This window comes from Pararoseomonas baculiformis (genome assembly GCF_017813395.1).
Lineage (GTDB): Bacteria > Pseudomonadota > Alphaproteobacteria > Acetobacterales > Acetobacteraceae > Roseomonas > Roseomonas baculiformis.
The window spans coordinates 183118-204485 of record NZ_JAGIZB010000009.1; the positions used below are offsets into that span (position 1 = coordinate 183118).

The 21368-nt window shown below is 70.9% G+C and carries 21 protein-coding genes and 1 other RNA gene; 15 read left to right on the top strand and 7 right to left on the bottom strand.

The window, feature by feature from the left end; genetic code table 11:
- Positions 1-9: 9 nt before the first annotated feature.
- Positions 10-297, bottom strand: coding sequence for a hypothetical protein (locus tag J8J14_RS11610; RefSeq protein ID WP_209379660.1), 288 nt, complete (start codon positions 295-297; stop codon positions 10-12).
- A complete protein-coding gene (nudC, locus tag J8J14_RS11615) occupies positions 294-1223 on the bottom strand; it encodes an NAD(+) diphosphatase (protein WP_209379661.1) in 930 nt (309 codons plus the stop codon). The genes J8J14_RS11610 and nudC overlap by 4 nt, the downstream gene beginning before the upstream one ends.
- A gap of 258 nt (positions 1224-1481) precedes the next feature.
- Between nudC and J8J14_RS11620 the strand changes: the two genes are divergently transcribed.
- The 9 genes from J8J14_RS11620 to J8J14_RS11660 all read left to right on the top strand — a co-directional run bounded on the left by J8J14_RS11620 (position 1482) and on the right by J8J14_RS11660 (position 12424).
- The gene (locus J8J14_RS11620) at positions 1482-4367 is read left to right on the top strand and encodes a molybdopterin oxidoreductase family protein (RefSeq protein WP_209379662.1); all 2886 of its coding nucleotides are present in this window, start codon (positions 1482-1484) and stop codon (positions 4365-4367) included.
- Between the two features lie 135 nt (positions 4368-4502).
- Positions 4503-4597: signal recognition particle sRNA small type (ffs, locus tag J8J14_RS11625), an RNA gene on the top strand.
- A gap of 55 nt (positions 4598-4652) precedes the next feature.
- A complete protein-coding gene (locus tag J8J14_RS11630; RefSeq protein ID WP_209379663.1) occupies positions 4653-6704 on the top strand; it encodes a DNA polymerase III subunit gamma/tau in 2052 nt (683 codons plus the stop codon).
- A gap of 65 nt (positions 6705-6769) precedes the next feature.
- The gene (locus tag J8J14_RS11635; protein ID WP_209379664.1) at positions 6770-7111 is read left to right on the top strand and encodes a YbaB/EbfC family nucleoid-associated protein; all 342 of its coding nucleotides are present in this window, start codon (positions 6770-6772) and stop codon (positions 7109-7111) included.
- A 34-nt stretch (positions 7112-7145) separates the two neighbouring features.
- Positions 7146-7775 (top strand): recombination mediator RecR, encoded by a 630-nt coding sequence (gene recR, locus J8J14_RS11640; protein WP_209379697.1) that lies wholly within the window; start codon positions 7146-7148, stop codon positions 7773-7775.
- Positions 7776-7882: 107 nt separating this feature from the next.
- Positions 7883-9082 carry an FkbM family methyltransferase gene (locus J8J14_RS25615; RefSeq protein WP_209379665.1) on the top strand — a complete coding sequence of 400 codons (1200 nt, stop codon included), beginning with the start codon at positions 7883-7885 and terminating at the stop codon, positions 9080-9082.
- Positions 9079-10095, top strand: coding sequence for a glycosyltransferase family 4 protein (locus J8J14_RS11650; RefSeq protein ID WP_209379666.1), 1017 nt, complete (start codon positions 9079-9081; stop codon positions 10093-10095). Before J8J14_RS25615 ends, J8J14_RS11650 begins: the two co-directional genes overlap by 4 nt.
- Positions 10092-11126 (top strand): glycosyltransferase family 4 protein, encoded by a 1035-nt coding sequence (locus tag J8J14_RS11655; protein ID WP_209379667.1) that lies wholly within the window; start codon positions 10092-10094, stop codon positions 11124-11126. Before J8J14_RS11650 ends, J8J14_RS11655 begins: the two co-directional genes overlap by 4 nt.
- The gene (locus tag J8J14_RS11660) at positions 11123-12424 is read left to right on the top strand and encodes a glycosyltransferase family 4 protein (protein ID WP_209379668.1); all 1302 of its coding nucleotides are present in this window, start codon (positions 11123-11125) and stop codon (positions 12422-12424) included. The genes J8J14_RS11655 and J8J14_RS11660 overlap by 4 nt, the downstream gene beginning before the upstream one ends.
- A gap of 45 nt (positions 12425-12469) precedes the next feature.
- On the opposite strand, the gene J8J14_RS11665 is transcribed toward J8J14_RS11660, so the two are convergent.
- The 3 genes from J8J14_RS11665 to J8J14_RS25430 all read right to left on the bottom strand — a co-directional run bounded on the left by J8J14_RS11665 (position 12470) and on the right by J8J14_RS25430 (position 15406).
- Positions 12470-13306, bottom strand: coding sequence for a SirB1 family protein (locus J8J14_RS11665; protein WP_209379669.1), 837 nt, complete (start codon positions 13304-13306; stop codon positions 12470-12472).
- Complete coding sequence (locus J8J14_RS11670) at positions 13306-13689, bottom strand: histidine triad nucleotide-binding protein (RefSeq protein WP_209379670.1); 384 nt, start codon at positions 13687-13689, stop codon at positions 13306-13308. The genes J8J14_RS11665 and J8J14_RS11670 overlap by 1 nt, the downstream gene beginning before the upstream one ends.
- Positions 13690-13795: 106 nt before the next feature.
- Positions 13796-15406, bottom strand: coding sequence for a bifunctional metallophosphatase/5'-nucleotidase (locus J8J14_RS25430; RefSeq protein ID WP_209379671.1), 1611 nt, complete (start codon positions 15404-15406; stop codon positions 13796-13798).
- 261 nt (positions 15407-15667) lie between these two features.
- Here J8J14_RS25430 and J8J14_RS11680 point away from each other — a divergent pair, with 261 nt between their 5' ends.
- The 6 genes from J8J14_RS11680 (at position 15668) to J8J14_RS11705 (ending at position 20145) form a co-directional block, all read left to right on the top strand.
- Positions 15668-16576, top strand: a complete 909-nt coding sequence (locus J8J14_RS11680; RefSeq protein ID WP_209379672.1) for a sulfite exporter TauE/SafE family protein — start codon at positions 15668-15670, stop codon at positions 16574-16576.
- On the top strand, positions 16573-17361 hold the full coding sequence (locus tag J8J14_RS11685; protein WP_209379673.1) for a TIGR02186 family protein: 789 nt from the start codon (positions 16573-16575) through the stop codon (positions 17359-17361). Before J8J14_RS11680 ends, J8J14_RS11685 begins: the two co-directional genes overlap by 4 nt.
- A gap of 17 nt (positions 17362-17378) precedes the next feature.
- Positions 17379-17843 carry a universal stress protein gene (locus tag J8J14_RS11690; RefSeq protein ID WP_209379674.1) on the top strand — a complete coding sequence of 155 codons (465 nt, stop codon included), beginning with the start codon at positions 17379-17381 and terminating at the stop codon, positions 17841-17843.
- A 108-nt stretch (positions 17844-17951) separates the two neighbouring features.
- Complete coding sequence (locus J8J14_RS11695; protein ID WP_209379675.1) at positions 17952-18515, top strand: NifU family protein; 564 nt, start codon at positions 17952-17954, stop codon at positions 18513-18515.
- A 147-nt stretch (positions 18516-18662) separates the two neighbouring features.
- On the top strand, positions 18663-19274 hold the full coding sequence (locus tag J8J14_RS11700; RefSeq protein ID WP_209379676.1) for a malonic semialdehyde reductase: 612 nt from the start codon (positions 18663-18665) through the stop codon (positions 19272-19274).
- A 190-nt stretch (positions 19275-19464) separates the two neighbouring features.
- Complete coding sequence (locus tag J8J14_RS11705; protein WP_209379677.1) at positions 19465-20145, top strand: FkbM family methyltransferase; 681 nt, start codon at positions 19465-19467, stop codon at positions 20143-20145.
- Between the two features lie 59 nt (positions 20146-20204).
- On the opposite strand, the gene J8J14_RS11710 is transcribed toward J8J14_RS11705, so the two are convergent.
- A complete protein-coding gene (locus J8J14_RS11710) occupies positions 20205-20309 on the bottom strand; it encodes a DUF2474 family protein (protein ID WP_209379678.1) in 105 nt (34 codons plus the stop codon).
- Position 20310: 1 nt separating this feature from the next.
- Complete coding sequence (gene cydB, locus J8J14_RS11715) at positions 20311-21366, bottom strand: cytochrome d ubiquinol oxidase subunit II (protein WP_209379679.1); 1056 nt, start codon at positions 21364-21366, stop codon at positions 20311-20313.
- Positions 21367-21368 lie beyond the last annotated feature (2 nt).

Genomic DNA, 21368 nt, shown 5'->3' on the forward strand with positions numbered 1-21368 from the left:
CCAGCCGGTTCAGCGCAGCGGCTGCACCGGCTCCACCCCGCCGCGCGGCGCCAGGCCCTGGGCCCGCAGGCAGCGTGCATAGGCCCGCCGCTCGACCGCCGCCATCTCGGCCTGGGCACGATCATAGGCGGTCAGGTTGTTCGGCGGCGGCATGCGCTGGAACATCTCCCGCACCTCCGGCGCGGACCGCGCCTCGGACCGGCAGCCCGCCTCAGTCGGGTTGGTCGGCTCGGGCAAGGCGTCCCGGGCGCAACCCGCCACGGCCAGCAGGAGGAAAAGGGGAACGGCGCGGATCATGAATCGGATTCCAGCCAGTCCTCGATCAGCCGTCGGGCGATGGAATCCACCCGCGGCAGCGAGAAGCCGGCATTCTCGTGGTTACGGATCTCGTCACGGGTGAACCAGCGCGCATCGCGCAGCTCGGCCGGGTCCACCGTGATCTCCCGGCTCAGCGCCTCGGCATGGAAGCCGAGCATGATCGAGGCCGGGAAAGGCCAGGGCTGGGAGGAATGGTAGTGCGCTTCGCCCACCCGCACGCCGGTCTCCTCGAACACCTCCCGCCGCACCGCCTCCTCCAGGCTCTCGCCCGGTTCCACGAAGCCCGCGAGGGTCGAGTACATGGTGCTGTTGGGAAAGCGCGTGGAATGCCCCAGCAGGCAGCGGTCGCCATCCACCACCAGCATGATCACCGCCGGGTCCGTGCGCGGGAAATGCTGCGCCCCGCATTGCGTGCAGGCCATGGCATTCCCGGCCGAGCGCGGCTCGCACACCCCGCCGCACACCCCGCAGAAACGATGCCGCGTGCGCCAGTGCATCAGCCCGCGCGCATGGGCCAGCATGGAAGCCTCGCCCGGCGGCAGCAGTCCCGCCACGGCGCGCAGGTCGGCGAAGCTTCCGAAGCCCTCGGGCAACAGCGGCAGCGGGTCCTCCGCCGCGCTGCAATCCACGGCGAAAACCGGCACCCCGTCCCGCAGCCCCAGCAGCGCCCAGGGGCCGCCGGCCATCAGCACGGCCTCCGCGGCCTCGCGCGTCAGCAGCACCGCCTCCGGGGCCCCTTCCTCCAGGCCCCGCATCAGGCTCCTGGCCCGCCAAACCGGGATGATGAGGCTCCCCGGCGCCGCCAGCGCGGCCTCCACGAAGACAGCATCCTCCCGCCGGTCCGAAATCCGGTCGAGAGGACTGCCTGTATAGGCATTGGGGCGGCTGGCGGGGATGGAAAGCATGGGCGCGCGGAAGGTCGCATGCGCGGATGGGGCGGGCAACCGGGGCCCGGCAGGGGCTTTGCCCCTGCATCCTGGCAAGCGCACCCAAAAGCGAGTCGTTCAGCCGCTTCCGGTCCAGTGCACGGCGCCGCAGTACCCGATCCGAGGTGCCGGCCTCCCCCGGCCGGCGAGAGTGCCAGGCGGAAGGCGCAACCCCGTCCCTGAAACCAATCCAGCTTCTTGGAATTGACTGACAGCTGACAGCGGGCAGTCCAAAAAATGACAGAGACGCGAGACAGCATCCAGGACATCTGGGGCGACCGCACTCCCTATCACGGCGAAGGCACCTGGCCCATTCGCGTGGACGCGCGGACAACCGCGGAGCCGGAGCACTGGGTCCAGTCCGCCTGCGTCCTCTGCTCCAATGGCTGCGGTCTCGATATCGGCGTCCGGGACGGGCGGATCGTCGGCGTGCGGGGCCGGGCACAGGACGAGGTCAATCGCGGCCGCCTGGGGCCGAAAGGCCTGCATGGCTGGGAAGCCAACAACAGTCCGGACCGCCTGACGAAGCCGCTGGTCCGCCGCGCCGGCCGGTTGCGCGAGGCCAGCTGGGACGAGGCGATGGAGCTGATCGTCCGGCGGACGCGCGAGATCATGGAACGCTATGGCGCCGGCGGCATCGGCTTCTACACCAGCGGCCAGCTGATGCTGGAGGAGTACTACACGCTCGCGATCATCGGAAAGGCGGGCATCGGCACGCCCCACATGGACGGCAACACGCGGCTGTGCACCGCAACGGCGGCGCAGGCCCTGAAAGAGACCTTCGGCTCTGACGGACAGCCCGGCTCCTACTACGATGTCGATGTCACCGACTGCCTCTTCCTGGTCGGCCACAACATCGCGGCGACGGACACGGTCCTGTGGTCGCGTATGCTGGATCGCCGGCGCGGGCCGAAGCCGCCACGCCTCGTCGTGGTGGACCCACGCCGCACGATGACCGCGCGGGAGGCCGATCTCTGGCTCTCGCCCCGCGTCGGAACGAACCTCGCGCTGCTCAATGGCCTGCTGCACCTCCTCATCCGGAACGGGCATGTGGACCGCCGCTTCGTCGCGGAACACACCCTGGGCTTCGATGAGCTGGAGAAGGTCGTGGCGGACTACCCGCCGGCCCGGGTCGAGGAGATCACGGGCGTTCCGGCCGGAGATCTGGAGCAGGCCGCGCGCATCATCGGTGAGGCGCCGACCCTTCTTTCCACCTGTCTCCAGGGCGTCTACCAGTCGAACCAGGCGACCGCGGCGGCCTGCGCGGTCAACAACATCAACCTCATCCGCGGCATGGTTGGGCGGCCGGGCTGCGGCATCCTCCAGATGAACGGCCAGCCCACGGCGCAGAACACGCGCGAATGCGGCGCGGACGGCGACCTGCCCGGCTTCCGCAACTGGGACAACCCTCAGCACATCGAGGATCTCGCGCGCCTCTGGCGGGTGGACCCGGGGATCATCCCGCATTGGGCGCCCCCGACCCATGCGATGGAGATCTTCCACTATGCCGAGACCGGCACGCTCCACATGTTGTGGATCCAGGCGACGAACCCGGCCGTCTCGCTGCCCGATCTCGGCCGCATCCGGAAGATCCTTGGGAAGCCCGAACTCTTCGTCGTGGTGCAGGACGCCTTCATGACCGAAACGGCGGCCCTCGCCGATGTCGTGCTCCCCACGGCGATCTGGGGCGAAAAGACGGGCACATTCACGAATGTGGATCGCACCGTCCATATTTCCCACAAGGCGATCGACCCGCCCGGAGAGGCACGGTCCGACCTCGACATCTTCCTCGACTACGCGCGGCGCATGGACTTCCGTGACCGGGACGGCGCGCCCCTGGTGAAATGGAGCACGTCCGAAGAAGCCTTCGAGGCCTGGAAGGAATGCACGCGCGGCCGGCCCTGCGCCTACACCGGCCTGAGCTATGCCAAGCTGACGGGCGGCTCCGGTATCCCCTGGCCCTGCAACGCGGAGCATCCGGACGGAAGCCCGCGCATCTACACGGACCACCGGTTTCCAACGGATCCGGCCCTCTGCGAGGATTACGGGCACGACCTTCAGACCGGCGCCGTGATCACGCCAACCGAATACCGGGCGAAGCAGCCCGCAGGACGGGCCTTCCTGAAATCGGTGCATTACCGCCCGCTGCCCGAGGCACCCGATGCCGACTATCCGTTCCTGGTGACGACCGGGCGCGTGACGTACCACTTCCATACCCGCACCAAGACCGGCCGCGCGCGCGAACTGGTGCGGGCCGAACCCGAAGCTTTCGTGGAGATATCGGAGAATGACGCGGCACGGCTCGGGGTCGTGGAAGGTGACATGCTCCGCCTGACCTCGCGGCGCGGCTCGGTGGAGGCTCCCGCGCGCATCGCGCCGATCCACGCCGGGCACCTCTTCGTCCCCTTCCACTACGGTTACTGGGACGAGCCGGGCCGGGCACGCGCGGCGAACGAACTGACCCTTTTCGCCTGGGATCCGGTCAGCAAGCAGCCGCATTACAAGTATGCGGCGGTGAAGGTCGAGCGCGTGGCCTCGCCAGGAACCACGCAGCCCGAGGATCTGGCTTCCGCCGAGCGCGGCGGTGGGCTGCTCGGCGCCGTCGGGCAGGCAGTCAAGTCCGGCGCGAAGGCCATCTCCGAAACCGTGAAGCCGCCACGGGCCCATCTCGCCGATTATCTCGGCCTGCTGCAGGCCAGCGAGGAAATGTTCGCCGAAGCCTGCGATCAGGTTCGCTCCAACCACCCCAAGGTGCCGGACATCGAGGAGGAGTGCGCCCTTTTCGCTGAATGGTCGCGCGAGGCAGCCGCCCGCCTGGGGCCCTTGCTGGCCCGCTACGGCCGCCAGCAGGAAGGGGAGCCAAAGCGGCTCGAGCGTGTTCTCGTGAGAAAGCGCACGGAGTCCACTGGCTTCGGCCTGGTGCGCGACCTGCACGACCTCATCCTGCTCGCCAATGAGAGCCTCGTCTCGGCGACCATCCTCCACCAGGCCGCGATGGGGCTGCGGGACAAGGACATGGAAACGGTCCTGGAGGAGGTGATGAGCCATGTTCGCCGCGCCCGGCAATGGCTGGAAACGCGGGTGAAGCAGGCCGCGCCTCAGGCCCTGGTCGTCCCCGAGTAGGCCCAGGGGCGGCGGGGCCACAGGCGGAATCCGGGAGGCCCCGGCGGCACCCGGCAAAGGGAGCCCGGGGTAAGCAGCGCCTTCCCGGCTCCACCCGGTGGACTCCCGGCCCCCGCCGCCCCATATTCCGCCCCGGAAGGCCGGTCGCGGACGGGCGCCTCGTCGACCCGGTCAGGTCCGGAAGGAAGCAGCCGAGGCGGGTTACGCTCGGGTCGTGGCCGGTCTTCCACCCTTTTGCCTTTCCCCATGCCTGGCGGCCCAGGCCGCACCCAACCCGCGGCCCGGATGACCAGCGACACCGACCTCTCGCCCGAATCGCAGGACGACCTGCCCGAGCCGCCGATGGAGGGCCCGGGCCTGTTCGGCGATCCCTCGCCGCCGCCCGCCGCGTCCCAAACCACCACGGCACCGGCCACTGCCGCGCCGGCCCCCGCCTCCGTCGCCGAACCCTCGCAGCCCTATCGCGTGCTGGCGCGGAAATACCGCCCGCAGGACTTCAACGACCTCATCGGCCAGGAAGCCCTGGTCCGCACCCTGCGCAACGCCTTCGCGCAGAACCGCGTCGCCCATGCCTTCATGCTCACCGGCGTCCGCGGCGTGGGAAAGACCACCACGGCCCGCATCATCGCCCGCGCGCTGAACTGCATCGGCCCCGATGGAAAGGGCGGCCCCACCGCCGATCCCTGCGGCGTCTGCCCGGAATGCCGCGCCATCCTGGCGGACCGCCACCCGGACGTGATGGAGCTGGACGCCGCCTCGAACAACGGCGTCGAGAATGTCCGTGAGATCCGGGAGGCCGTGCGCTTCCGCCCCAGCCAGGGCCGCTTCAAGGTCTATATCCTGGACGAGGTCCACATGCTCTCGGGCGCCGCGTTCAACGCGCTGCTCAAGACGCTGGAGGAACCCCCGCCCCAGGTGAAGTTCCTCTTCGCGACCACGGAAATCCGCAAGGTTCCCGCCACCATCCTCTCCCGCTGCCAGCGCTTCGACCTGAAGCGCGTGCCGCAGGAAACACTGCGCGCCCATTTCGCCCGCATCGCGGAGAAGGAAGGCGCCTCGGTGGAGCCGGAGGCCCTGGCCATGATCGCCCGCGCCGCCGATGGCTCGGTGCGGGATGGCCTCTCCCTGCTCGACCAGGCCATCGCCATGCCGGAGGCAGGCGGCCAGGTCACGGCGGAAGGGGTGCGGGACATGCTCGGCCTCGCCGACCGCGCCCTGGTGCTGGAGCTGATGGAGGCCGCCATGAGGGGCGACCTCCCCGCCCTCCTCGCCGGCATGGACCGCGCGCATGAGCGCGGCGCCGATCCCGGCGTGGTGCTGGCGGACATGGCCGAGCTCACCCACACCCTCACCCGCTTCCGCGCGGTCCCCGCCCTCCGCACCGATCCTTCGATCCCCGAGGCCGAGCGCGTGCGCGGCGGCACCCTGGCCGAAACCCTCACCATCCCCGTGCTCGGCCGCGCCTGGCAGGTGCTGCTGAAAGGCATCAACGAGGTGGCCGAGAGCCCCGACCGCCGCGCGGCGGCGGAAATGGTCCTCATCCGCCTCGCCCACCTGGCCGAGATGCCCACCCCGGGCGAGATCGTCCGCCGCCTCTCCGGCGCCGCGCCCGTCCCGCGTGGTGGCCCGGGCCCCTCCCTGCCGAATGGCGGCGGCAACGGCGCCGGGCCCATGGCCGATGCGGTCTCCGGCACCGCCGTCGCCGGCGCCCCGGCCGGTGGCTTCCGCGCCATCGCCGGCGGCGCGGCCCTGCGCGCCGTCTCCCCGGAAGCGGCGCCCATGCCCGCGGTGCAGCCGGAAACGGAAGCCGCCCCGGCGCCCCTGCCCACCACCTTCCGCGAGGTGGTCGCCCTGGCCTCGGGCCGGAAGCCCTTCCTGCACGCCCATCTCGTCCACAGCGTCCATCTCGTCCGCTTCGAGGCGCGGGCGGAGGGCGGGCGGATCGAGCTGCGCACCCTGCCCGACGCCCCGCGCGACCTCGCCGGCCAGCTCTCCGCCCTCCTGCAGGAGGTCACGGGCACGCGCTGGACCGTCTCCCTCTCCAATGCCCAGGGCGAACCGACCCTGGCCGAGCAGGGCCGCGCCGCCGCCGTCGCCCGGCTTGAGGTGGCGCGCAGCCATCCCCTCGTCCTGGCCGTCATGCAGGCCTTCCCCGGCGCCCAGATCCGGGAGGTGCGCGACGCCTCGCTGGACGCCTATGGCCTCCCCCCGCCCGATGTCACGGGCGATGGCGAGCCGGTGGGGGAGGACGACATCGCCTTCGCCCCACCGGATGACGACGCCGATTTCGGCTTCGCGCCCCTGGATGCGGAGCCCGCGGGGATGGACAGGCCCTAGCGCCCTGCCCCATCTGCCCCCTCCCCCGAGACCGACTGCCCCGTGCAGAGAGCAAAGGACCGCCGATGAAGAACCTGGGCAACATGCTGAAGCAGGCGCAGCAGATGCAGGCCAAGATGCAGGAGATGCAGGCCAAGCTGGAGGCCGCCACCATGGAAGGCCAGGCCGGCGCCGGCATGGTGAAGGTCACCCTCTCCGGCAAGGGCGACCTCAAGGGCATCACCATCGACCCCTCCCTCATGGCGGCCGAGGAGCGCGAAGTGCTCGAGGACCTGATCGTGGCGGCCCATGCCGATGCGAAGCAGAAGGTCGAGGCCATGATGGCCGAGGAAATGGGCAAGGCCACCTCCGGCCTGAACATCCCGGGCATGGGCGGCGGCCTCGGCGGCTTCAAGCTGCCTTTCTGATGCCATCCGGGGGCATCCTTCCTATATGAGAAGGATGCCTTTCGACCCCTCCGACGTGTCCCGCGGGCCCGTTCCGAACGACCCGGTGGAGCAGCTCGTCGTCCTCCTCTCCCGCCTCCCCGGGCTAGGGCGCCGCTCCGCGCGGCGCGCGGCGCTGAAGATGCTGCAGGACCCGCAGCGCCTCATGCTGCCCCTCGCCGGCGCGCTGAACGCCGCCGCCGCCGCCGTGCGCCCCTGCCGCGTCTGCGGCAATCTCGACACCCAGGACCCCTGCAATGTCTGCCGCGACCCGCGCCGGGAACGCGGCCTGGTCTGCGTGGTCGAAGGCGTGGCCGATCTCTGGGCGCTGGAGCGCGGCGGCGCCCATCGCGGCCTCTACCACGTGCTCGGCGGCACCCTCTCCGCCCTGGGCGGCGTGGGGCCGGAAGACCTCTCCATCCAGCCGCTGGTCGAGCGCGTCTCCGCCGGCGAGGTGGAGGAGGTGATCCTCGCCCTCCCCGCCACCGTAGAAGGCGCCACCACCGGCCACTACCTGGCGGACCGGCTCCGCCCCCTCCAGGTTCCCGTCACCCGCCTGGCCCAGGGCGTGCCCATGGGCGGCGCGCTGGACGTGCTGGACGACGGCACCCTCGCCGCCGCCCTGCGGGCCCGCCGCCCGGCCTGAAGCCACGCGAACCGATTCGCCGCACTTGCTGCGGCTGGGTGGATCGCTCAGAACCCCACGGATTCGCGGGAGCCGCCGCGAGGGACAACGCATTATCGGGGCAGGCCGTGGCATCATCGGAAGACTTTCGCCAGCTCCACCGGCGGGCCGCGCGCAGCCTGATACGGCGCCTCCGCCCCTTCGCGCAGCCGGTCCTGGCCCGCATCAGGTTCCGCCTGCGCGGCGTGCTCGACGCATCGGCCGAGGCGCGGAATCCCACGCCGCGGCAGGACCCCCTGCTCCATCGGCTGGAACAGCTCGAAATCCAGCTCCAGCGCACGCAGATCGCGGTGGACGCCCTCCGGCTTGACCATGGGGACGCCCATCGCGCCCTCCGCGAACGCCTGGACCAGCTCGGCAAGGACATGCTCTCCGCCCAGGCGCGCGGGGAAGAGGCCCTGGGCGGCCAGCTGCGCGAAGCCTCCGGCCACCTCGCCGGCATGGTCGGGGACCGCACCGAACGGCTGCTGGGCCGCGTCGCCATCCCGCTGGGCGGGGAGACGCTGGTGCGCATGCCGGAAGGGTACCTCCTCCTCCCCGCCGAGGATGTTCCCCTCCTCACCGCCATGGTGGAAGGCGGCGGCAGGCTGGAACCCGGCACGGTCGCGGTCATCCAGGCCATCCTGCGCGAAGGGGACGTGGTGCTGGATGCCGGCGCCAATCTCGGCCTCACCGTCCTGCCCGCGGCCAGGCGCGTGGGGCCCGCCGGGCGCGTGATCGCGGTGGAACCCGCCTCCCGGGCCGCCGCCCTGCTGCGGCGGAACATCGCGCTCAATGGCCTGGAAGGGCGGGTCACGCTGCATGACTGCGCCGCCGGCGCCGCCCCGGGCAAGGCCGCGCTGCATGTCGGCGCCATCTCAGGCCATTCCTCGCTCCTCGGCCAGCCCGGCGCCGATCGAACGGAGGAGGTGGAGGTCCGCCCGCTGGACGACCTCGTCCCCCCCGGCACGCGCCTCCGCCTCGCCAAGCTCGACGTGGAGGGATACGAGGCCGAGGCATGGCGCGGCATGCGCCGCATCGCGGTGGAGAATCCGCAGCTGGCCCTGCTGGTGGAATTCGGCCCGGACCATCTGCGCCGCGCCGGCCTCACCCCCGAGGCGTGGACGGATCTTTTCACCTCCGCAGGCTTCACCCTGTTCGAGGTGGACGAGGCCGACGGGTCGCTCCGCCCCGTCCGCCCCCTTGCCGAGCTCGGGAAGGTCCACTCGGTCAATCTCCTCATGCTGCGCGACGCGCCTTCCGCCTATCCGGAGCTGCGCTTCGCATGAGGATCGGCCTGATCACCGCGGCCCTTCCGCTGGCGGGCGGCGCCCATCGCCTGATCCTGGAAGGGCTGCGTGAGCAGCTGGTTGCCCGCGGGCACGAGGTCGAGCCCGTCTGGCTCCCCTTCGACGCCACGCCCGGCGAGGTGCTGCCCCAGATGGCCGCCTTCCGCATGGTTCGGCTGGATGGGTATTTCGACCGCGTGATCACCCTCCGCGCCCCCGCCCATGCGGTGGCGCATCGCCGCAAGGTGGTCTGGTTCACCCACCCCCTGCGCTCCATCCACGAACCGGAGCAGGAGCATGGCCACGCCCGCGCCCTGCGCGCCGCCGTGACCCGGGCCGACGCGGCGGCCCTGCGCGCCGCCCATGCCGTCCTCGCCGGCTCCGAGGCCGCGCGGGAGATCCTGTACCGGGACAAGCTTCCCGGCAGCGGCGTGCTCCCGCCCCCGCTGCCCCATCCGGAACGCCTCCGCGCCGGTCCCCTTGGGGATGAGGTGGTCGTCATCGCCCGGATGGCACCCTGGAACCGCCAGCACCTCCTCCTCGAAGCCCTCGCCCTCACCCAGGGGCCCCTCCGCCTGCGCCTCTGCGGCACCGCCTCCGACCCCGCCTATCCGCAGGCGCTGAGGGACGCCGCGCGGCGCCTGGGCATCGCGGATCGCGTCACCATCGAGCCCCGCTGGATCACCGAGGAGGAGAAGGCGAACCTCCTGGAGAACGCGCTCGCCGTCGCCACCCTCCCGCGGCACGGCAACGGCCATGCCTATCCCGTCCTGGAAGCCGCGCAGGCCGCGCGCCCCATCCTCACCACCACCGACGCGGGCGAAGCCGCCGATGCGGTGGCGGATGGCGAAACCGGGCTGGTCACCTCCCCTGATCCCGCATCCCTCGCCCAGGCGCTCGATCGCCTGCAGGCCGACCGCGCCCTGGCCGTCCGCCTCGGCGCCGCCGCCCGCGCCAGGGCGGCGCAACGCGGCACCGGCTGGGATGCCGTCGTTGAAAGGCTGCTCGCATGAAGGTCCTCGTGCTGAGCACCCTCGTCCCCTTCGTGCATGGAGGGGCGGAGGAGCTCTACGACCATCTCGTCCTCAACCTCCGCCGCCAGGGCATGGAGGCGGAGGGCATGCGCATCCCCTTCTACTGGAACCCGGCGGAGGAGCTGATCGAGGAGATGCTGCTCGCCCGCAACCTCCGCGTGAGCGGGGTGGACCGGGTGATCGCGCTCAAGTTCCCGGCCTATATGGTTCCCTTCCCGGACAAGGTGCTCTGGCTCCTCCACCAGTACCGCCAGGCCTATGACCTGCTGGATGCCGGCCAGAGCAACATCCCCGGCGACGCAAGCGGCGAACGCATCCTCCACGCCATCCGCGCCGCCGATGCCATGGCCTTCCGCGAATCCCGGCAGATCTACACCAACGCTCCGATCACCGGCCGCCGCCTGAAGCATTACAACGGCTTCGACAGCCAGGTGCTGCGCCCGCCCCTGAACGACCCCGAGCTTTTCCCCGGCGGCGAGTCCGAGGGCTACATCCTCGCCACCGGCCGGGTGAACGACACCAAGCGCCAGCACCTCCTCGTGCGCGCCCTGCGCCGGGTCCCGGGCCTGCGCCTCGTCGTCGCCGGCCCGCCGGACAGTCCGGCCGACGCCGAGGTGCTGCACCGCATCGCCGCCCAGGAGGGCGTGGAGGACCGCGTCACGCTCGACCTCCGCTTCGTCCCCCGCGCCCATCTCGCGCAGCTCGTCAACGGCGCCCTGGGCGTGGCCTATCTTCCCTTCGACGAGGACAGCCTGGGCTACTGCACCATGGAGGCCTTCCGCGCCGCCAAGCCCGTGATCACCACCACGGATTCCGGCGGCGTGCTGGACATCGTGCGCGAAGGCGAGAACGGCCATGTCGTCCCGCCCAGCCCGGAAGCCCTGGCCGGCGCCATGGCCCGGCTGCACGCCGCCCCCGCCCGCGCCCGCGACATGGGCCTGGCCGGCCGCGCCGCCATGGAGGCCCAGCGCCTGGACTGGCCGACCACCATCGAGAGGCTCGTGTCATGAACGCGTTGCGAATCGGCTGGTCCACCCCCTGGAACGCCCGCTCCGCCATTGCCGACTTCGCCGGGGAGGTGGCCCATGTCCTGGCCGCCCGCGGCCATGAGGTGACCATCCTCCGCAGCGAGGCGCGCGAGGCCGCCGCCCTGCCCCCGCGCCCCGGCCCCTTCCCCGTCTTCCACATGGACGAGCTGGACGACGAGGCCCTGCACACGCGCTTCGACGTGGTGGTGGCCCATGTCGGCAACCACCACCCCTTCCACGACGCCCAGGTGCGCCGCCTGCCCGGCAACCACATGGTCGGCGTGTTCCACGACCTCTTCCTCGCCCATCTGGCCGCCGAGTACTTCCACGACATCGGCGATCCCCTGGGCCCCTCCCGCCTGGCCCGCGAACTCTATGGCGAGGAAGGCATGCCCGAGGGCCAGCCCTTCTGGACCGATCTCGAGGAAATGGTCCGGCGCCGCCCGATGCTCGAATGGCTGGCCACGCATTGCATCGGCGCGGTCGCCCATTCCAGCCACTACGCCGAGCGCCTGCGCGCCTGTTGCCCCGGCCCGGTCGCGGTCATTCCCCTCGCCTTCGTCGCGCCCAACATGCCGCCCGCGCCGCCCCAGGGCGAAGGCCGGCTGACCGTGGCGGTGATCGGCCATGCCAACGCCAACAAGCGCGTGGACCAGGTGATCATGGCCATCGGCTCCTCCGTCATCCTGCGCGGCCGCTGCCGCCTGCGGGTGATCGGCCAGGCCCCGGACGAGGAGCGCACGCGCCTGGAGGGGATCGCCGCCGCGCTCGGCGTCGAGCCTCCCGAATTCACGGGCTGGGTGGATGACGACGAGCTGCGCCGCCAGCTGCGCGACGTTCATGTCATCGCCTGCCTGCGGAACCCGGTGCTGGAAGGCGCATCCGCCTCCGTCGTCACCGCCATGGCCTCCGGCCGTCCCACCCTCGTCACCGACCATGGGTGCTACGCGGAAATCCCCGCGGACGCCGTCCTCCCCTGCCGCCCGGAGGCCGAGGCGCTGGACGCCATGCGCCACCTCGAGCGCCTGGTGGCCGATCCGGCCGAGATCGAGGCCCTGGGGGAGCGCGCGCGGATGGTCGCCCTCACGCGCCATGCCCCCACGGCCTATGCGGATGCGCTGATCCCCTTCCTCCAGCGCATCGTGGCCGACCGCCCGCGCCAGGATGCGGCGGAGAGGATCGCCTCCACCCTCGCCGGCTTCGGCCTGCCGCCCGAGGACCCCGCCCGCCAGCGGGCCGCAACCCTGCTCAAGGGAATGGGGCTGGCGCCGGGCAAATAGCGGCCGGCAGGGAAGGCCCGGCGCCTTCCCGCCCGCCCGGCGGCCTCAGTTCAGCCGCCCGCGCCATTCCTCGATCATCTCGCGCCCGCGCTCCGCCGCCTCTCCGGCCGGCACCAGCCCGAGGAAGCGCTCCATCGCCTCGATCGCGGCGCCCAGCCGGCCCAGCCGCGCGTTCATCACCGCGGCCTCCCGCCACAGCGGCGCCGCATCCGGCGCCAGGCGAAGCATGTCCAGGGTGCAGTCCAGCGCGCCCTCGAAGTCGTCGTCCTGCAGCCGCCGCAGCCGGATATTGGTCTGCAGCCGCAGCAGCACGGCACGGCGGCTCATCGGCGCCAGCACCCCCGGCCGCAGCTCGGCCGAAGGTCCCTCCACCTGCTTGATCAGCGCGCGCAGCGCCGGCACCGGCACGGCCGCCCCGCCATTGAACGGGTCCACCACCAGGGAACCGCCCCGTTCCGCCCCGTCCAGCCTGATCAGGAAATGGCCGGGAAAATCCAGCCCCCGCGCCGCCCAGCCGGCCGCCTCCGCCACATGCAGCCAGAGCAGCCCGATGGCGACCGGCAGCCCCAGCCGCCGCTCGGTCACCCGGATCAGATTGGCGTTGCGCAGGTCGTCATAGGTCTCGGAATCGCCGGCAAAGCCGCCTTCCTCATGGATCACGCGCGCGATCAGCGCGCGCCGGCCCTCCACATCCCCCGGCGGCTCCTCGGCCAGCACCGCCCGCACCAGGGTGGAAACCCGCTCCGCCGCCGCGCGCCAATCGGCCGACGGCGCATCGATCCGCGCGAATTGCAGCGCAACCGCGGCCAGGTCCAGCTCGTCATCCGGCAGGTTCCCGGCGGCCTCGATCGCGGCCCGCGCCTCGGCGACGGAATCCGGCATCAGCCCTGCACGCCCGGAACCATCCGCCCCAGGCGGCGCCCGCCGAAAAGATGGACATGGAAATGCGGAACCTCCTGCCCGCCCTCCGGCCCCATGTTCGTCAGCGCCCGGTAGCCGCCGCTCTCCAGGCCCAACTCCCTCGCCACCTGCCCCACCGCGCGCCAGAACCCGGCGATCTCCGCATCCGACGCCTTCGTGCTGAAATCCGCCAGCGACACATAGGCTCCGCGCGGGATCACCAGCACATGCACCGGCGCCTGCGGGTTGATGTCGTGGAAGGCCACCGCGTGCTCGTCCTCATGCACGCGCTTGCTCGGGATCTCCCCGCGCAGGATGCGCGCGAAGATGTTGTTCTCGTCATAGGGCGGCAGGCCGGTGGTCATCTCGGCTCCTCAGGCGGGCATCGCTTCCTTCCTAGAGGAAAAGCCCGGGGGGACGGAATTCCCCCCCGTCCCCATCCGCCCCTTCACGTTTCCGGGGTGGCCTGGATCAATCCCGCGCCATGCGCCCGTCCATCACCGGCGCCACCCGTCCGCGTGCGGCCAGGTGGTCGGCCACCACCTCCTCCATCGGCGGCCCCTCGTCATAGGCCTCCAGCGCCTCGTCCCGCAGCACCGCATAGCCATCGCCGCCGGCGCGCATGAAGCTGATCGTCACCACGCGATAGGCGCGGTCCGGGTCCAGCGGCGTCCAGTCCGCCATCCGCACCTCCCGCACGCGCTGCCCCACGGGCGCCGCGGGATCGAAGCGCAAGCGCAGCCCCGCCACCTGCGGGAAGCGCCCGGCATCCCGCGGCAGGCGCGACAGCCCGTTCTCCAGCGCCGCGCGGATCGCCCCGCCCCGGATCGTCAGCGTCGCCAGCGTGTTCCCGAAGGGCAGCACCGCCAGCACGTCGCCATAGGTCACGGTGCCCGAAGGCAGCGCCGCCCGCATCCCGCCCCCGTTGACGATGGCGATCTCGGCCGAGGGCACCCGCGCCAGCGCCGCATCCGCCACCAGGCTCCCCAGGGCGCATTCCCCCTCGCGGCAGGGCTCGTTGGGGAAGAACCCCTCCGCCACCGCCAGGGCCCGCCGCCGGATCTCGCCCAGCGGCGCCGCGTATTCGGCCACGACCGCGGCCACTGCCGGGTCTTCCGGCACATCCGGCCCGATCGGCCGCACGCCGCCGCCATGTGACGCCACCCGCCCATCGGCCCCGAGGTCAAGGTCCATCCGCCCGAGATAGCGCGCATGGCAGGCCACCTGCCCGATCCGCACGTCCCGCCCGCGCCCCTGCACCACCAGCGGATGCGGCCCCACCGCCCCGGCCAGCCCATTCGCCAGCAGCAGATGCGAATGCCCGCCGATGATGGCATCCACCCCCTCCACCTCGGCCGCCAGCCGCCGATCCAGCGAAAGGCCGAGATGGGACAGCACCACCACCGTCCCGATTCCCTGCCGCCGCAGGGCGAAAGCCGCCCGCTCCGCCGCCTCGAAGGGATCGGTGAAGCGCAGATTCGGCCCGGGCGATGAGGAGGTCGCCGTTTCCTGCGTCGTCAGCCCCACCACCCCGATCCGCGCCCCATGGGATTCGAGCACGGCGAAGCCGCTCACCCGGTCCCGCAGCAACGGCTCCCGGCTCGCATCCAGATTCGCCGAGAGCAACGGGAAAGGCACGGCCGCCGCATAGCGCGCCAGGTTCGCCGGCCCGTTGTCGAACTCGTGGTTGCCCAGGGACATGGCCATGGTGCCCATGGCGCGCTGCACCGCCGCCTCCGCCAGCCCGCGATGCTGCGTGTAGAACAGGCTGCCCATGAACTGGTCGCCCGCATCCAGCAGGAAGGGCGCCCGCCCCTCCGCGATGGCCGCCGCCCGTGCCTCCCGGATCGCCCCGGCCAGCCGCGCCGATCCACCCGCGCAGGGCCGCCCCTCCCGGCACACGCTCCCGCCTTCCGCCACCCCCTCATGCTTGGAGTGGAAGTCGTTCATGTGGAGCAGCGCGATGCGCGCGCCATCCGCGGCCAGCGCGCGCCGTACCAGCGGCGCGGCCAGCGGCAGCGCCGCCGCCGCGCGCAGCAGCCCCCGTCGGGAGAGAGGTCGATTCGCCGGATCCTGCCGCATGGATGCCCTTTTCGCCGGCCAGGATGTGGCGCCGCCACGCGCCGGCAGGAAGGCTCCTACGCCACCACGGCGGGAACCGGAATGCATCTTGCGCGGGACGGGATGCGGGTCCAAACGGCCCGGGAACGCTCCCGGGAAGGCCTTGCATCCCGGGCGGCACCGCCATCGCGCCGCGCCCGGCCCGCCGGGCCGCGGCCCCGCCCGCGCGCGGCCCGCGCGGACCCCACGCGCCCCCCTTTCCGGGGGAGGAGCGGCGAACGCATGTCCGTCTACCTGCCGATCGCCGAGATGTCGGTGGATGCCCTGCTCCTCCTGAGCATAGGCCTCGGCGTCGGCTGGCTGTCGGGTCTCTTCGGCGTGGGCGGCGGCTTCCTCCTCACCCCCCTTCTCATCCTCATCGGCATTCCCGCCCCCGTCGCAGTCGCCTCCGGCGCCAACCAGACCATCGGCGCCTCCGTTTCAGGCCTCATCGCCCAGTGGCGGCGCGGCAATGTCGATCCGCGCATGGGCGCCGTGCTGCTCGTCGCGGGCCTGGCAGGCTCGGCCGCCGGCACGCAGCTCTTCGTCTTCCTGCGAAGCCTCGGCCAGATCGACCTCGCCGTCTCGCTCTTCTACGTCGTCGTCCTCGGCACCGTGGGGGCGCTCATGGTGCGCGAAAGCGTCCGGGCCATCCTGCGCCGCCGCCACGCCAAGCCCGCGCGAACGCACCAGCATTCCTGGCTGCACGGCCTGCCCTTCAAGATGCGCTTCCGCAAGTCGCGCCTCTACATCTCCGTCATCCCGCCCATGCTGGTGGGATTCGGCATCGGCATCCTCTCGGCCATCATGGGCGTGGGCGGCGGGTTCATGCTCGTGCCCGCCATGATCTACCTGCTGGGCATGCCCACCGGCACCACCATCGGCACCTCGCTCTTCCAGGTCACCTTCGTCAGCGCCAACGTCACCCTCCTCCAGGCGCTCCAGACCGGCTCGGTGGACATCGTCCTCACCCTGCTGCTGCTGGCCGGGGGCGTGGCCGGGGCGCAGTTCGGCGCCGCCATGGGCTCCCGCCTGCGGGGGGAGGAGACCCGCGCCCTGCTCGGCCTCCTCGTCCTCGCCGTCGCCGCCCGCCTGCTCTGGGACCTGCTGCAGACCCCCGGCAGCCTCTACTTCCTCGGCCCCGCCACGTGAAACCGCGCCTGCCCGCCGGCGCCGCGCTCCTCGCGGCCCTCCTCGCCATGGCCACGCCCGCCCTCGCGCAGCGGGATGCCCAGCCCACGCCGCCGCCCCAGCCGGGCCCGGCCCTGGCCGCCGAGATTGCCCAGCCCAGCATCGCCGTGGACACCGCCTTCAGCGGCGCGAACCTCCTGGTCTTCGGCGCCACCGACCGCCTCCTCGGCCCCGCCGGGGACAATGTCGTCATCCTCGGCATCGGCCCCGCGCGGGACGTGGTGGTGCGCCGCCGGGTCAAGCGCCTGGGCATCTGGGTGAACGGCGCCGCCGCCCGCTTCCGCGAGGTGCCGAACTACTACGCCCTGGCCTCCACCGCGCCCGTCGCCGGCCTGCTCGAGGAAGCCGCCCGCCGTGAGCGCCGCCTCGGTCTCGACATGCTCACCGCCCGCATCCCCGGCCCGCGCGATCCCGCGTTCCGCCAGGCGCTGATCGAGCTGAAGCAGGGCTCGGAGCAGTGGAACGAGGAGGAAGCCCCGGTCGAGGTCTCCGGCGGCCGCCTCTTCCACGCCCGCCTTCCCCTGCCCTCCACCATTGCCACCGGGGATTACGTGGTGCAGGTGCTGCTGGTGCGCGCCAACCGCATCATCGCCCGCCAGGAACTGCCCTTCCGGGTGGACCGCGTGGGCGCCACCGCCCGCATCGCCGATGTATCGCGCGACCATCCCCTGCTGTATGGCCTGGCCTGCATCGGCCTCGCCGCGCTCGCCGGCTGGCTCGGCAGCGTCATCTTCCGCAGGGGCTGAGGGGAAAGGACCGCCGCATGCCGCAGGACCGCGTCTTCCTGGTGGTGGTGGATGACAGCCCGGAACGGGCCGTCGCCCTCCGCTATGCCTGCCTCCGCGCCCGCAAGTCCGGCGGCCGCGTCGCCCTGATGCGGATCACCGAACCGGTCGGCCTGCAGGAATGGGCCGGCGTCGGCGCCCTGATGCAGGAGGAGCGCCGCCAGGAGGCGGAGCAGCTCCTCTCCGCCCTCGCCGCCCAGGTCCAGGAACTCACCGGCGGCCTTCCCCTCCTCATCATCCGCGAGGGCGACGCGGTGGAGCAGATCCTCGAGGTCCTGGCGGAGGACCCGCGCATCTCTATCCTCGTCCTCGCCACCGCCACGGAGGGCGGGCCCGGCCCGCTGATCAGCGCCCTTTCCGGCCGCCATGCCGGCCGCCTCCGCTGCCCCATGACCATCGTGCCCGGCGGGCTGGACGATGCGGAGCTGGACCGGGTCACCTGAGCGCCGCGCAGCCCAAGCCTGCGCCCGGAACGGTTGCACCCCCGCCCCGCCTGCCCCACATCCCCTCCTGAAAAGCGCGGCGTCCATGCCGCAGAAGGGAAGTCCCCCATGTTCATCGAGACCGAGGCGACGCCGAACCCCGCGACCCTCAAGTTCCTCCCGGGCCAGGAGGTGATGGGCGCCCGCGGCACCGCCGACTTCGTCTCCGAGGAAGCCGCGGCCCGCTCCCCCCTCGCCGCCCGCCTCTTCCAGCTTCCCGGCGTCGCCCGCGTCTTCCTCGGCGCGGATTTCGTCACCGTCACCAAAACCAATGACGCGGACTGGGCCGATCTCCGCCCGCAGGTCCTCGGCGCGCTGATGGAGCACGCCATGGCCGGCCGCCCCGTCCTGGCCGGCGAAGAGGCCGAGGACGACGCCGAGGACACCGACCCCGCCGATGCCGAGGTGGTCGCCCAGATCAAGGAATTGCTGGACACCCGCGTCCGCCCGGCCGTGGCCGGCGATGGCGGGGATATCGTCTTCCGCGGCTTCCGCGACGGCATCGTGAAGCTGCGCATGCAGGGCGCCTGCTCCGGCTGCCCCTCCTCCCGCGCCACCCTCAAGCATGGGGTGGAGAACATGCTCCGCCACTATGTGCCCGAGGTCGTGGCCGTGGAGCAGGTGGAGGCCTGAAGGCCCCCGCCGGGCGGAAGCCTGACGGCATCCACCGGGATCCAGGCCCGGCCAGGCGCCATTCACCGGGCCTATGATGGCGATGCCGCGCAGGCCTTTGCTGCGCGGCACCATCGGGACAAGTATCGGGCCCAAGGAGAACCCCTCATGCCCGATACCAACCTCGCTTCCAGCACCACCCCCGACGACGCGGCGCTCGACCGCCTCTTCCGCCAGGCCCGCACAGCCAATGCCTGGCAGGACCGCCCCGTCTCCGACGACACCCTCCGCAAGCTCTATGAGCTGGTGATCCTCGGCCCCACCAGCGCCAACCAGCTGCCCGGCCGCTTCGTCTTCGTCCGCACGCCCGAGGCGAAGGAGAAGCTCCTCACCGCCGTCTCCGCCGGCAACGCGGAAAAGACGCGCACCGCCCCGGTCACGGCCATCATCGCCTTCGACCCGCAATTCTACGAGCACCTGCCGCGCCTCTTCCCGCATGCCGATGCCAAGTCCTGGTTCACCGGCAACGCCGCCTTCGCCGAGCGCAGCGCCTTCATGAACTCCACCCTGCAGGCCGGCTACCTCATCCTCGCCGCCCGCGCGCTCGGCCTGGATGCCGGCCCCATGGGCGGCTTCGATTCCAAGAAGGTGGACGAGCTGTTCTTCGCCGAGAGCGGCTGGAAATCCACCATGCTCATCAATCTCGGCTATGGCGACCACGCCAAGACCTTCGGCCGCCTGCCCCGCCTGGGCTTCGACGAAGCAGCGCTCCTGGCCTGAATACGCGGATGGCATGGAGGGCTGCGCCCCTTCATGCCAGATCTGACTAGGCAGCACGCCTTGGCAGTTGCGCTTTCTGCTTCGTGGCAGAAGCGAAATTTCTCATGACAAACCGTGCGCGGGCTTCCTCCTTCGGGCGAGATACGCAACAATCACTAGAAGCGCCGCCGAGGCCATGTTGGAGCCGCCCATGAAATCTTTGAACTTGAATGAAAAAACTTTGATGTATTATGGGCGACTGGCAAGAGGACAAGCCAGTTTGCATTTCTCGCAGTTTGGCGAAGACATCATTATCAACATATTGCTTAAAAAAAAGAAGGAGGGTTTTTACCTCGACATTGGGGCTCACGACCCTTTTGTGTTCTCGAACACCGCGCTTCTTTACCATGAGAAGGGATGGCGCGGCATCAACGTCGATCTTGACCAACGCTATGTGGACCGCCTGCAAGAGCAACGCCCACGCGACATCAACCTTTGCTGTGCCATCGGTGGAGAGAACGGCACGATCGATGCAGTAATTTTTGAGAACGGTGCCTTCAACACTGCTGACCCTGGCCGCCAAGCGCGCTTGATGCAGGATAATACATCTGCTGAGAAGCGGAGCGTGCCGATGCGGACCATCCCTTCCCTGCTAGATGAGCACCTGCCGCCAGGGGCTACGATCGATTTCTTGAACATCGACGTGGAGGGAATCGACTTCATTGCGCTCCAAGCTAATGACTGGACACGCTTCAGGCCCGCTGTGATCGCAGTCGAAACCCATGGCATGAACCTGCACGATCCCGCATCCAACCGGGTCTTTCAGCTTTTGGTATCGAAGGGCTACCAGCTACGCTCCCAGGTCTGGGTAACCTCGATCTTCACGCTCTGAGCGGAGAAGGTATAAAGAATGGACAGTCGGCAGGGCACACCACTTGCCGTCTTGCCCGCTCACCCCACCTTCAGCACGTAGCGCAGCACCATCGCGATGGCCCCCAGCACCAGGATGCTGGCGGCCCACAAGCCGATGAACCAGAGCAGCCGGCGTCCCCACATCTCAGTGGTACCCGGTCTCGCTCGTCACCTTCCCCCGGAACAGCCAGTACACATAGCCCGTATAGGCCAGGATGATCGGGATCAGCACGGCCGCGCCCACCAGCAGGAAGCCCTGCGAAGCCGGCGGCGCCGCGGCCTGCCAGATATCGAAGGCCGGCGGCACGATCATCGGCCACATGGAAAGCCCCAGCCCGACATAGGCCAGCGCGAACAGCCCCAGCGCCAGCAGGAAGGGCCGCACATCCGCCATCCCGCCCCGCCCGGTGTCCTGCGACAGCGCATGGAAGAAGCGCCACACGAACACCGCCACCAGCACCGGCACGGGCAGCGCATAGAGCAGGTTCGGAAAGCTCAGCCACCGCGCCGCGAAGGCCGGCTGCAGGAAGGGCATGATGGCCGAGACGAGAACGATCGCCGCCACCGTTCCCACCGCGAAGGTCCAGGCCAGCCCCGCCGCGCGCCGGTGCAGCGCGCCCTCCGTCTTCCACAGCAGCCAGCAGGCGCCCAGCAGCCCATAGCCGATCACCAGCGCCAGCCCGGTGAGAATGGAGAAGGGCGTCAGCCAGTCCCACCATCCCCCGGCATAGGCGCGCCCCTGCACCTGGATGCCCTGCACGAAGGCCCCCAGCGCGATGCCCTGGGTGAAGGCCGCGACCATGGAGCCCCAGGAGAAGGAGCGGTCCCACCAGCGCTGCTGCCCGTCATTCTCGGCCCGGAACCGCATCTCGAAGGCCACGCCGCGGAAGATCAGCGCCAGCAGCATGATAATCAGCGGCATGTAGAGCGCGGGCAGCACGACGGCATAGGCAAGCGGGAACACCGCCAGCAACCCGCCGCCGCCCAGCACCAGCCAGGTCTCGTTCCCGTCCCAGACGGGCGCGACGGAATTCACCGCCACGTCCCGCTCGGCCTTCTCGCGCATGAAGGGGAACAGGATCCCGATCCCCAGGTCGAACCCGTCCATGCACACATAGAAGAACACGGCCAGCGCGATCAGCACCGCCCAGATCAGGGGCAGCCAGAAGGCCCAGCCCGTCAGCCCGTTCGCGAGTTCCATGG